At 71.6% G+C, this 11,885-nt stretch carries 13 protein-coding genes; 6 read left to right on the plus strand and 7 right to left on the minus strand.

The window, feature by feature from the left end:
• Nucleotides 1-106: 106 nt before the first annotated feature.
• On the minus strand, nt 107-460 hold the full coding sequence (locus tag IE325_RS27405; protein WP_190072746.1) for a VOC family protein: 354 nt from the start codon (nt 458-460) through the stop codon (nt 107-109).
• A 61-nt stretch (nt 461-521) separates the two neighbouring features.
• Between IE325_RS27405 and IE325_RS27410 the strand changes: the two genes are divergently transcribed.
• A complete protein-coding gene (locus IE325_RS27410) occupies nt 522-1,394 on the plus strand; it encodes a universal stress protein (RefSeq protein ID WP_190072747.1) in 873 nt (290 codons plus the stop codon).
• Between the two features lie 10 nt (nt 1,395-1,404).
• On the opposite strand, the gene IE325_RS27415 is transcribed toward IE325_RS27410, so the two are convergent.
• The 4 genes from IE325_RS27415 to IE325_RS27430 form a co-directional block, all read right to left on the minus strand.
• Nucleotides 1,405-2,640 carry a DUF4032 domain-containing protein gene (locus IE325_RS27415; protein WP_190072748.1) on the minus strand — a complete coding sequence of 412 codons (1,236 nt, stop codon included), beginning with the start codon at nt 2,638-2,640 and terminating at the stop codon, nt 1,405-1,407.
• Between the two features lie 40 nt (nt 2,641-2,680).
• Nucleotides 2,681-3,427 carry an MBL fold metallo-hydrolase gene (locus IE325_RS27420; RefSeq protein WP_190072749.1) on the minus strand — a complete coding sequence of 249 codons (747 nt, stop codon included), beginning with the start codon at nt 3,425-3,427 and terminating at the stop codon, nt 2,681-2,683.
• A gap of 49 nt (nt 3,428-3,476) precedes the next feature.
• Complete coding sequence (locus IE325_RS27425) at nt 3,477-4,649, minus strand: acyltransferase family protein (protein WP_190072750.1); 1,173 nt, start codon at nt 4,647-4,649, stop codon at nt 3,477-3,479.
• Between the two features lie 109 nt (nt 4,650-4,758).
• On the minus strand, nt 4,759-5,391 hold the full coding sequence (locus IE325_RS27430) for an alpha-ketoglutarate-dependent dioxygenase AlkB (protein WP_190072751.1): 633 nt from the start codon (nt 5,389-5,391) through the stop codon (nt 4,759-4,761).
• Nucleotides 5,392-5,545: 154 nt separating this feature from the next.
• Between IE325_RS27430 and IE325_RS27435 the strand changes: the two genes are divergently transcribed.
• Both IE325_RS27435 and IE325_RS27440 read left to right on the plus strand, forming a co-directional pair.
• Complete coding sequence (locus IE325_RS27435; RefSeq protein ID WP_190072752.1) at nt 5,546-6,172, plus strand: TetR/AcrR family transcriptional regulator; 627 nt, start codon at nt 5,546-5,548, stop codon at nt 6,170-6,172.
• Nucleotides 6,173-6,188: 16 nt separating this feature from the next.
• A complete protein-coding gene (locus IE325_RS27440) occupies nt 6,189-7,862 on the plus strand; it encodes an FAD-binding dehydrogenase (RefSeq protein WP_190072753.1) in 1,674 nt (557 codons plus the stop codon).
• 12 nt (nt 7,863-7,874) lie between these two features.
• Here the strand turns inward: IE325_RS27440 and IE325_RS27445 are convergent, their stop codons facing one another.
• On the minus strand, nt 7,875-8,225 hold the full coding sequence (locus tag IE325_RS27445; protein ID WP_190072754.1) for a DUF488 domain-containing protein: 351 nt from the start codon (nt 8,223-8,225) through the stop codon (nt 7,875-7,877).
• A 77-nt stretch (nt 8,226-8,302) separates the two neighbouring features.
• Here IE325_RS27445 and IE325_RS27450 point away from each other — a divergent pair, with 77 nt between their 5' ends.
• From IE325_RS27450 to IE325_RS27460, 3 genes are read left to right on the plus strand one after another with little or no spacing between them, the layout of a single operon-like run.
• Nucleotides 8,303-9,043 (plus strand): L,D-transpeptidase family protein, encoded by a 741-nt coding sequence (locus tag IE325_RS27450; protein WP_190072755.1) that lies wholly within the window; start codon nt 8,303-8,305, stop codon nt 9,041-9,043.
• Nucleotides 9,044-9,072: 29 nt separating this feature from the next.
• On the plus strand, nt 9,073-9,768 hold the full coding sequence (locus tag IE325_RS27455) for a response regulator transcription factor (protein WP_190072756.1): 696 nt from the start codon (nt 9,073-9,075) through the stop codon (nt 9,766-9,768).
• The gene (locus tag IE325_RS27460; protein ID WP_190072757.1) at nt 9,765-11,588 is read left to right on the plus strand and encodes a sensor histidine kinase; all 1,824 of its coding nucleotides are present in this window, start codon (nt 9,765-9,767) and stop codon (nt 11,586-11,588) included. The genes IE325_RS27455 and IE325_RS27460 overlap by 4 nt, the downstream gene beginning before the upstream one ends.
• A gap of 14 nt (nt 11,589-11,602) precedes the next feature.
• Here IE325_RS27460 and IE325_RS27465 read toward each other — a convergent pair whose 3' ends face one another.
• The gene (locus tag IE325_RS27465; RefSeq protein WP_190072758.1) at nt 11,603-11,836 is read right to left on the minus strand and encodes a WhiB family transcriptional regulator; all 234 of its coding nucleotides are present in this window, start codon (nt 11,834-11,836) and stop codon (nt 11,603-11,605) included.
• Nucleotides 11,837-11,885 lie beyond the last annotated feature (49 nt).

An 11,885-nucleotide genomic window follows, 5' to 3' on the forward strand; every position in this document is an offset into this window, starting at 1 on the left:
GAGAGTCCGATGTCAGGGCACGGCATCCCCGTCGTCACCGGCCCGGTCCCGCCCATCGTATGTTCGATCGCCCTGCTTCGCGCGGGTATGCCTGACCCTGCCGGTGTCAGCCTCGGCGCGCCCCGAGCACACAGAACTCATTGCCCTCGGGATCCATGAGGACCACCCACGGCTGGTCGCCCTGCCCCACGTCGGCGCGGCGTGCGCCGAGCGCGAGGAGGCGGTCGACCTCCGCGTCCCGGTCGTCGGGGCGGAAGTCGAGATGGAGACGGTTCTTGATCGTCTTGCGCTCCGGCACCGGCACGAAGAGCAGTCCCGGCAGCCGGTCCTTCTCTGGGCGGATCTCGTATTCGTCGGCCGAGTCGTTCAGCACGACCCAGCCGAGGGCCTCGGCCCACCAGCGTCCCAGGGCCCCGGGATCGGCCGCGTCCACGATCACCTGTTCCCACTGCAATGCCATGGCCGCAGCGTAGTGAAGACTGGTCCCACGGATGTGATCGTGACACGAGGAGGCAGCCGGAATGACGCGCCCGATCACCGCAGGGGTGGACGGTTCGCAGGAGAGCCTCGCGGGGCTGGCCTGGGCCGCCCGTGAGGCCGTCCGCCGGGGGCTCGCGCTGCGGGTGGTGCACGCCTGGCGGTTCCAGCCGCACGACGCCATCGACGCGGGGGACCCGGACACCCAGGCCCAGTGGGCGCGCGAAGGGCTGGCCGAGGCCACCCGGTCCGTCACCGAACGGCACCCGGGCCTGGAGGTCGCCACCGACGTCCTCGACGGCGGGCCCGCCGAGACGCTGACCGCCGCCGCGGCCGAGTCCGAGATGCTGGTCCTCGGATCCCGGGGCCGCCCCGCGGTCGTCGGGTTCCTGCTGGGTTCCGTGGGCCAGCAGGTGATCGCCGGCGCCGCGAGCACCGTCGTCCTCGTACGGTCCGGGGACCAGCCGTCCGCCGAGGCCGCCGGGCGGGAGATCGTCGTCGGCCAGCACGGCGACGAGGAGGACAGCGCCGCACTGCTGCGGTTCGCCTTCGAGACCGCCGCGGCGCGCGGCGCGACCGTGCGCGCCGTACGGGCGTGGACCCTGCCGCCCCTGTTCGCCTACAGCCCGGGCTCCCTCAAGCTTCTCGACGAGGCCGGGGGACTGGAGCCGTACGAGAAGAAGGCCCTGGGTGACGCGCTGCGGCCGTGGCGGGAGCGGTTCCCGGACGTCCATGTCGTCGAGCATGTCGAGATGGGCAGCGCCGGGCAGGTGCTGCTGTCGGTCTCCGGGCGGGCCCAGCTGATGGTCGTGGGCCGCCGCGCGCGCCGTACCGCCGTGGGCGCTCGGATCGGCTCGGTGGCGCACGGCGTCCTGCACCACGCGGACTGCCCGGTCGCGGTCGTGCCGCACAACTGAGGCGGTCGGGTCAGTCGGACGCGGTCGGGCGCAGTGTCTCGCGGGCCGTGGGCAGGATGTTGCTGATGTAGTCCTCGACCGCCGTGTCCAGGCCTATGTCGTGCTGTGCCCGCTCGGACAGGTACCAGCGGTGTTCGAGCAGCTCGTGGTAGATCTCGGCCGCGTCCATGGAACCGCGCAGCTCCCGCGGCACGGCTCGCACGGTGGGCCGGAAGACATCGCGCACCCAGCGGTGCGCGAGCACCTCCGGGCTGGCGCCGAGCGGGTCGCCCGGTTCGTAGTCGTCCTGGGTGGCCATCCAGCTCTCCAGGTCGTTCAGCAGCCTTCGGGCCTGGTTCTCCTCGGCGTCCAGGCCCGTCAGGCGCAGCAGCTGGCGCTGATGGTGGCCGGCGTCGACGACCTTCGGTACGAAGGTGACCGTGTCGCCGTTGGTGGCGTGCTCGATCTGCATCTCGGCCACATCGAAACCGAGGTCGTTGAGACGACGTATCCGGCGTTCTATGTAGTGGTACTTGCCCGCCGGGTACACCGAGGTGCGGGTCAGCTCCTGCCACAGGCTGCCGTAGCGGGCGCAGATCTCGGTGCCGAACTCGATCGGGTCGACGGAGGGGTGCAGCGCCCCGGACGCCTCCAGGTCCAGCAGCTCCCCGCTGATGTTGACCCGGGCGAGGTCCAGGTCGTAGTCGCGCTGGCCGTCGCTGAGCTGCGGATGCAGATCGCCGGTCTCGGCGTCCACCAGATACGCGGCGTAGGCCCCGGCGTCGCGCCGGAACAGCGTGTTGGACAGCGAGCAGTCACCCCACGCGAACCCGGCCAGGTGGAGCCGGACCAGCAGCACGGCCAGGGCGTCCATCAGCCGGTGCATGGTCGCCGGGCGCATCGTCGTCTCGAACATCGAGCGGTACGGCTGGGAGCCGCGCAGATGCCGGGTGACCAGCACCGACTCCAGCGGGGCGCCGGCGGCGTCGGTGCGGCCGGTGACCACGGCCAGCGGGTCCACCGCCGGGATGCCGAGCCGGTCCAGGTCGCGCAGCAGCTCGTACTCGCGCAGGGCCGGGCGCTCGGCGAGTTCCTTGACGGCGATCACCTCGCTGCCTGCCCGGGCGTAGCGCACGATGTGGCGGGAGATACCGCGCGGCAGCGGCACCAGGACCTCCTCCGGCCACTGCTCCAGGGGCAGCTGCCAGGGCAGCTCCAGCAGGAGCGCGGGGTGCTCCGGATTCGTCGCGCTGATCTGGAGTGCCATGGGCCGTTCGTCCTCGCCTCGCGGTGATCGTCAGCTCAGCCTAAAGGGCCCGCTCGCGGGCCTGAAGAGCTGCTTCCCGCACCGAACCCCGGTGCAGCGGGCCATGCCCCGGCAGCAGCACATCGCCCTTGAGGCTCTCGAGCGCGGCCAGCGACGACACGGCCTGCGCACGCTCACGGTGGAACATGTCCGGCAGCAGCTGCGGCCCCTTGACCCGCGAAGTCGGGTGCCCGCTGACCAGGGCGTCGCCCGCGATCACCACACCGGCGTCCGGCAGATGGTAGGAGCAGTGCCCGTCGGTGTGGCCGGGCGTGTGCACCGGGAGGGGGCGGCCGGGCAGGTCCAGCGGGCCCGGCGCCGGGAACGCCTCGGGGGAGTCGACGGGGACGTGGGCGGTGCCGCCGGAGCGGATGGCGTGGATCGCCCAGGGCAGGACACCGGGCCGCCAGCCGTTCCTCAGCACCGTCCCGACGCTGACCTGGTGCAGGAACTCCCGGCGGGCGTGCGGCACTTCGGCCTCGTGCAGATATATCGGCGTGCCGTACGTGGTGCGCAGATACTCGGCGTTGCCCAGATGGTCGGTGTGCGCGTGTGTGATCAGTACGGCCTTCACCGCCTCCGGGGCACTGCCCACCTCCGCCAGCGAGGCGAGGAGCTTCTGCCGGTCCCCGGGGTAGCCGGTGTCGATCAGCGTGACCGCGTCCCCCTCGGTCAGGATCACCCAGTTGGTGTTGCTGCCGTGCACCAGATAGGTGCCGTCCGCGACTTGCTGCACTTCTGCCCGCATGATCGTCCCGCGTGGTGAGGTCCGTGCCCGACGGACACAGCAAAGCAGATCAAGGTGAAAGCGCGTTCGTCGGGGCCGTACGCATCCCGAACAGGAACCGCGTCAGCCGCGTCCTGCGCACCAGGCCCTCGTACAGGGCGAAAATCACCACCAGCGAACCGGCCACGATCACCGCGTACTCGACCACGATCGGCGCCGACCAGCCCACCACGCCGTACGCCAGCGCGACCACGACCGGCTGGTGCAGGACGTACACCGGCAGGGCGGCGACGCCCAGGTATCGCATGACCGGGCCGGCCGGTGCGCGCGGCCGGTCCAGCAGCCCGAGGATCGCCACCACCAGGCACCAACCCGCCGCGCTGAACAGAGCGCGGGTGACCAGCGCCAGCGGAGTGCGGTCGGTGAACGGATCGTCCAGCGTCATGAAACCGGGACTGCACGCGGCGAACAGGACCACCCCCGCCAGGCCGAGCGGCCGGGCGAGCCGGCGCATGACGGCACGGATCCGCTCGTCCCCGGCGAGTGCGAAGCCGTAGAGGAAGAACACGAGGTAGGCCCAGTGGTGCCAGGCCGCGTAGTTCTCCTCCATGCCCAGCGGCACATTGATCAGCGCGAGCGGCAGCACGGGCAGCAGAAGCAGGGCGGGGCGGCGGGCGACGATCTCCGCTGCACGGTCGCCGCCGGCCGCGAGGCGTTCCGCGACCGGGGCCAGCAGCAGGCAGAACGCGAGCAGCAGGAGCACGAACCACAGATGGCCGGACTCGAAGTGCTCCCCGTCCACGAAGAACGGGAAGTCGGCGAGGTCGAGGTGGACGGTGAAATAGCGGGGCAGGAAGCGCCAGTACGACTCGTGGTACTCCGGGTCGGCGGCGCGCAGCCGCAGCCACTGGGGGAGCGGGTTCAGCACGACCATGGTGAAGACCAGGGGAACTCCCAGGCGCACCAGGCGTTCTCGGGCGAAACGGCCGGCGCCGCGGCGGCTCACGGAGTACCGGGCGCCTAGCCCGGCGACGAGGAACAGCACGGGCATCGCCCAGACCACCGCGCACCCCGCGAGGATCGTGATCGCCTCGGTGGTCTCCGTGTTCTGGACGTAGTAGTCGCCCTCCGTGGCGAAGACCAGGGCCGCGTGGAAGAAGACCAGACCGAGGACCACGAGGACGCGCAGCGCGTCGAGTTCGCCGCGCCGGGGAGGAGCCGTGGCCGGTGCCTGAGCGCTCATCCGCCTCAGTGTGGCGGCCCCGCAGGGCTTCGCCCAGAGGAAGGGCTGCCTCCGGCACCGTCCGCCGGAGGCAGCCCCCGCGCACACCAAAAGCGGCCGCCTCTCCGCCTCAGTGCACGCCGTCCGGACGGAACTGCACGCTGATGCGCGGTCCCGTCGCGCGAGTGGTCTTCGGTATCGCGTGCTCCCAGGTCCGCTGACAGGAACCGCCCATCACGATCAGATCGCCGTGCCCCAGCGGACGCCGCACCGTCTCGCCGCCGCCCCGCATCGGGCGCAGCAGCAGATCCCGGGGCGCGCCCACGGAGAGGATCGCGACCATCGTGTCCTCGCGTGCCCCCCGCCCGATCCGGTCCCCGTGCCAGGCGACGCTGTCCCGGCCGTCGCGGTAGTAGCAGAGCCCCGCCGTGGTGAACGGTTCGCCCAGCTCCTCGGCGTAGTGCGCGCTGAGCGCCTCGCGGGCCTCGGACAGCACCGGGTGCGGCAGCGCGTCGTCCCGGCCGAAGAACGCGAGCAGTCGGGGTACGTCGACGACCTGGTCGTACATCTTGCGTCGCTCCGCGCGCCAGGGCACCTCGGCGGCGAGCTCTTCGAACAGCGCGTCGGAGCCCGTCAGCCAGCCGGGCAGGACGTCGATCCAGGCGCCGAGGCCGAGCGCGGTCCGGTGGATCCCGGCGAGGGAGCCGAGCCGCAGCTGGTCGGTCTGGTCGAAGAGGGAGCCCTGGAGGTGGTGCGTGCTCATGGAGCCAGCGTACTCCTTAATCGAATATCTGTTCCCATTCTGGTTTGGTCTCTTCGACGGCCTCTTCGGTGGCCTCCTCGAATGCCTCTTCGATGGGGCTCTTTCGATACATCGACGTATCCGATACATTCCTGCATCGAACGGAGGTCCTGACATGGCGGTCCACGGAACGACCAAGCGCGTCACCAAGCGCCGGGTCCGTACGCGCGCCAATCTCCTGGACGCCGCCTTCATGGTCTTCGCGGCCAAAGGCTTCGGGCGGGTCTCCATCGAGGAGGTCTGCGAGGCCGCCGGCTACAGCAGGGGCGCCTTCTACTCCAACTTCGACAGCCTGGACGAGCTGTTCTTCGCGCTCTATCGGGAGCGCGCGGACCTCATCGCCGACCAGGTCGCCGGGGCGCTCGCGCTCGACGGACCGGACCTGGACGTGCCCGCCGCCGTGGACCGGGTGACCGAGGCGCTGCTCCTGGACCGCGACTGGCTGCTGGTGAAGACGGACTTCCTGGTGCACGCCGCCCGCGACCAGGCCGTCGCCCAGACCCTGCTGGAGCACCGCGCCCGGCTGCGCGGCGCGATCGCCGAACGGCTCGCCCGCGCACGGGGCCGCGCCACGCTGCCCGCCGTGCTCGGCGACATCGAAGGCGCCGCGCACGCCGTGGTCGCCGCGTATGACGGCGTCACCACCCAACTGCTGCTGGACAAGGACGTGGAGCACGCCCGTGCCTGGCTGAAACAACTGCTCACCGCGCTGCTGACCGACGGCAGCGACAGCACCGGATGAAGAGGGGACGGTCGCCATGGATGCCGACGTCATCGTCGTCGGAGCGGGACTCGCGGGCCTGGTCGCCGCGAGCGAACTGACCAGCCGGGGCCGCAGGGTCGCGCTGGTCGACCAGGAGAACGCCGCCAACCTCGGCGGGCAGGCGTTCTGGTCCTTCGGCGGGCTGTTCCTCGTGGACTCCCCGGAGCAGCGGCGCCTGGGCATCAAGGACTCCCTCGACCTGGCCTGGAACGACTGGCAGGGCAGCGCCGGGTTCGACCGGGTGGACGACGAGGACTCCTGGGCGGTGCGCTGGGCGCGCGCGTACGTCGAGTTCGCGGCCGGCGAGAAGCGGTCCTGGCTGGACACGCACGGCATCAAGTTCCTGCCCACCGTGGGCTGGGCCGAGCGCGGCGACCTGCGCGCCGACGGCCACGGCAACTCCGTGCCCCGCTTCCACATCGCCTGGGGCACCGGTACGGGGGTCGTGGAGCCGTTCGTCCGGTATGTCAAGCAGGCGGCGCGCGACGGGCTGCTGACCTTCTACCACCGGTACCAGGTGGACGAACTGGTCATCGAGGACGGCTCCGCGCGCGGCGTACGCGGGACCGTGCTCGCCGACGACCACTCGCCCCGCGGTGTCTCCTCCAACCGGGACCGTGTCGGTGAGTTCGAACTGACCGCGCAGGCCGTCATAGTCACCAGCGGTGGCATCGGCGCCAACCACGACATCGTCCGCCGCTACTGGCCCGAGCGGCTCGGCACCCCGCCCACCGAGATGGTCACCGGCGTCCCCGCCTACGTCGACGGACGCATGCTCGACATCAGCGCCGAGGCCGGCGTACGCCTGGTCAACCGCGACCGCATGTGGCACTACACCGAGGGCCTGCAGAACTGGGACCCCATCTGGCCAGGCCACGGCATCCGCATCCTCCCTGGCCCGTCCTCCATGTGGTTCGACGCCCTCGGCCGCCGCCTGCCCGACCCCTGCCTGCCCGGCTACGACACCCTCGGCACCCTCAAGCATCTGCGCACCGACGCCGACATCGCCGGCCACGACCACTGCTGGTTCATCCTCACCCAGAAGATCATCGAGAAGGAGTTCGCGCTCTCTGGCTCCGAGCAGAACCCCGACATCACCGCCAAGGACCGCACCGGGTTCCTGAAGGAGCGCGTGCTCGGCAAGGGCGCCCCGGGACCGGTCGCGGCGTTCCTGCGCAACGGCGCGGACTTCGTGACCGCGCCCAACCTGGAGCAACTGGTCGAGAAGATGAACCAGTTGACGGACAAGCCACTCCTCGACGTGGACGGCATCCGACGCCAGATCGAGGCCCGCGACCTCCAGATCGCCAACCCCTACAGCAAGGACGCCCAGGTCCAGGGCATCCGCAACGCCCGCCGCTACATCGGCGACCGCCTCGGCCGCGTCGCCACCCCGCACCGCATCCTCGACCCCGCGGCCGGCCCCCTCATCGGCGTCAAGCTGCACGTCCTGACCCGCAAGACCCTCGGCGGCATCCAGACCGACCTCGACTCCCGTGCCCTCGGCACCGACGGCACCCCCATCGACGGCCTGTACGCGGCCGGCGAGGTCGCCGGCTTCGGCGGTGGCGGCGTCCATGGCTACAACGCCCTGGAGGGCACCTTCCTCGGCGGCTGCCTCTTCTCGGGGCGGGCGGCGGGACGGGCGGCGGCACGGCAGATCGCCTGATTTTTAAAAGCTTCAGGATTGGAGGAGGCGGGCCAGCACCGCGGCGTGACTCTCAGCGGGGGTCTTCGACGCGGTCAGCAGGGTCACCGCACCCTTGCCCGCCAACTCCCTCACCTGATCGAGGAGTTCGGCCGCCTCCGGGGCGGCCAGCTCCGCCTCGTAACGCTCGGCGAACTCCTCGTGGGAGCCCTCGCCCGCGTGATACCAGCGCCGCAGCTCCGTGGACGGAGTGAGCCCCTTGGGCCACTCGTCCACGCGGGCCGCGTCCTTCGACAGGCCGCGCGGCCAGAGCCGGTCGACCAGGACACGCACACCGTCCTCGGGCTCGGGTGCTTCATAGACACGACGGATGCGGACGCTCATGGCCGGGCCTTTCCGGTAGACGTGATGGACGTGACGGACCTGACGAGTTCCTCACAAGTGTCGGTCAAGGTCGACGCATGATCACGTACAAGTCCCGTGTCGCCCTGCTCGGCGCCGCCCTGCTGCTGACCGGCTGCGGCGGCGGTGCCGAGGCGGCGCCGGACCACCAGCCCGCCGCGACCAGGACACCGACCAGCACGCCGCTGCCCGACGTCGCCCTTGAGGTGGCCCCGCAGCAACTGCCCGGACTCGGCCCCGAGACCTGGGCGAAGGTGCCCGACGAGGCCCGGCAGGCCGTCGTCGTCACCGGGAACGGCAGGAACTCCTCGCGGTCCACGGTCGTCCTGTACGAGCGCAGCGACATCGGCTGGGAGGCACGCGCCGAGTGGCCCGCGCACAACGCGCTGCGCGGCTGGAGCGACCATCACCGGGCCGGTGACCTGCGCTCACCCATCGGGGTCTTCACGCTCACGGACGCCGGGGGCCTGCTCCGCGACCCCGGCACCCGACTGCCGTACGACCAAGGCTCCGGATTCACCGTCAACGGCACCGGCTTCGAGGGCGAGCCCCTCGCGGGCTCCTTCGACTACGTCATCGCCATCAACTACAACCGGCAGCCCGGTACCACCCCGCTGGACTGGACCCGCCCGCTCGGCGCCGGACGCGGCGGCGGCATATGGCTGCACGTGGACCATGGCGGACCCACGCAGGGCTGCGTCAGCGTCGCACGCGAGCACATGAGGAAACTGCTGCGCACACTCGACCCCGACCTGCATCCCGTCGTCGTCATGGGCGACGCCAAGTCGCTCGCCCGCTGAAATCCCCCCGACCGCTTAGGATCCGCCGCGTGTGCGCACATGTGCTGGTCGCCGAGGACGACGAGATGCAGGCCGAACTCATACGCCGCTCCCTGCTGGCAGAGGGCCATACGGCGACCGTCGTGCACGACGGCCCGGCCGCTCTCGACGCGGTCCTGCGGCGACGTCCCGACCTGGTCGTCCTGGACCTGATGCTCCCCGTGATCGACGGCTTCGGGGTCTGCCGCGTGCTGCGCCGGGACGACGACATCCCGGTGCTGATGCTGACGGCCCGGTCCGCCGAGGACGACGTCCTGCTCGGCCTGGAACTCGGCGCGGACGACTACATGACCAAGCCGTACAGTCCGCGCGAGCTGATGGCCCGTATCCGCACGGTGCTGCGGCGCAGCGGGCGCGCCGATGCCCGACGCGAGGACCCCGTCGTACGGGCCGCCGGGATCGCCGTCGACCCCGAGCGGCACGAGGTGCGGTGCGACGGGGCGGCGGTGGAGTGCACACCGGCCGAGTTCGAGATCCTCCTCGCCATGGTGGCCGAGCCCGAACGGGTCTTCTCCCGGCGGCAGTTGCTGGAGTGCACCCGGGGCACCGACCGGGCGTCCACCGAGCGGGCCGTCGACGTCCACATCATGAACCTGCGCAAGAAGATCGAGGCCGATCCGCGCAGCCCCGCCCGGCTCCTGACCGTGTTCGGCGTCGGCTACAAGCTCAGCGGAGGACGCGGATGACCCGGCGGATACCCCTGCGCAAGCGCCTGCTGGTCCGGCTGCTGATCGCCTCGGTGCTGATCGCCGTGTGCTCGGTGGCGGCGACGGCCTGGCTTGCGGTGGAGACCACCACCCGGGCGCTGCGCGAGGAACAGGGCCAGGTCCTCGCCGAGGACATGGACGTCCTCGCCCGGCTCAGCGGATACGCCGCGACCCACCCGGACTGGCGGGGCGTCGAGAAGACGGTTCGCGAGCTGTCCGCGCGCACCGGCCGCCGTATCGCCCTCACCACCACCGACCGCCGGACCATCGCCGACTCGGCCCCGCCCGGCACCTCCCTGCCGCCACGCGCCGCCGCCACCGTCGACCCCCTGCACATCGACACCTACACGGAGCGCGGAGCGCAGCGCGGCGGCGTCGACCCCCGGGTCGTCGGGCCGTACCGGGTGACCGACGAGGAGCGCGCCAAGCTGGAGAAGCTCGCCTCGACGCGGCAGCGGTGCTTCGCCCGCAACGGCTACGACGCCGTCGTCGTGCAGACGCCGAGCGGCCGGCCGGTCGTCACCGACCACGACGGGCCCGTAGCGGGCGGGGTCGTGCCCGACGAGTGCGCCGACGGCCTGCTCAACACCACGACACCGACCGAGAACAAGGCGCTGGCCGACCTGTCGGAGCGGGCCGGGAAGTGTCTCGACCGGCGCGGACTGAACCCCGGTTCGCAGCCTTTCGGCACGGTCGACGTGACCGAGAAGCGGCTCGGCACCCGCTACCTCCTGGGGAAGGCCGAGGGGATCGACGACCGCACGGCCCTGCGGGACGCGGACCGCTGCGTCGACGACGCTCGACGCGCCCAACTCGATCCGTACGTCGCCCCCGTGGCCGAACTCTTCCTGGGCGGCGGCGACACGACCGCCGTCCGCTTCGACATGTCCCCGGCGAACAAGGCCAAGGTCGTCGGCGTCGCCGGACTCGTCCTCGCGGTCACGGTGGCCGTGACGGCGGCCGTCGCCACCCGGCTCGTACGGCCGCTGCGGGCGCTGACCGAGGCCGCCCAGCAGCCGCCCGAGCTGCATGCGCGAGTCCCCGTCACCACCCGGGACGAGACCGGCATCCTCGCCGCGGCCTTCAACGAACTCGCCGAGCGCCGCGAGCGGCTGGAGGCCCAGCGCAAGGCGATGGTCAGCGATGTCGCCCATGAGCTGCGCACCCCGCTCACCAACATCCGCGGCTGGCTGGAGGTCACCCGCGACGGCGTCGTCGACCCCGACCCGGCCCTGCTCGCCTCCCTGCACGACGAGTCCCTCGTCCTCCAGCGCGTCATCGACGACCTCCAGGACCTCGCCGCCGCCGACGCGGGCACCCTGCGCCTGCACCGCGAGCCGATCCCCGTCGACGAGCTGCTCGACCAGGTCGCCGCCGCCCACCGCGTCGCCGCCGACACGGCCGGCGTCACCCTGCACACCACGGCCGACGGCACCCCGTGGCTCGACGCCGACCCCGTGCGCATGCGTCAGGCACTCGGCAACCTCGTCTCCAACGCCCTGCGGCACACACCGGCCGACGGCACCGTCACCCTCGCCGCCCGGCGCGACGGCGACGACGTCGTCCTCACGGTCACCGACACCGGGACCGGCATCGCGCCCGAGGATCTGCCGTACGTCTTCGACCGGTTCTGGCGGGCCGAGAAGTCCCGCAGCCGACGGACCGGAGGCAGCGGGCTCGGCCTGCCGATCGTCCGGCATCTCGTCGCCGCGCACGGCGGTACGGCGGAGGCGGCGAGCGAGCCCGGCGCCGGATCGGTGTTCACCTTGCGACTGCCCGCGGCCTCGGCACCGGAGTGACGCCGGCCCGTCGGTCACCCGGCCCGCTGCCGCAACGCCCTTCGCTCGGCCTCGCTCGTGCCGCCCCAGATCCCGATGTACTGGTCCATCTCCAGGGCCCAGCGCAGACACTGCTCCCGGACCGAGCAGCGCCGGCAGACGGCCTTCGCCTGCTCCGTCTGCAGCACGGTCGGTCCGGATGTGCCGATCGGGTAGAAGAGGTCGGGGTCCTCATGGCGGCAGGCGGCGCTCTCTCGCCAGTCGTCCATCAAAGTCACCTGCGATCGTCGAACGTGCCCTCGGTGGTTGCATTTACTC

Origin of the sequence: Streptomyces lanatus, from assembly GCF_014655715.1 — a bacterium.
Classification (GTDB): domain Bacteria; phylum Actinomycetota; class Actinomycetes; order Streptomycetales; family Streptomycetaceae; genus Streptomyces; species Streptomyces lanatus.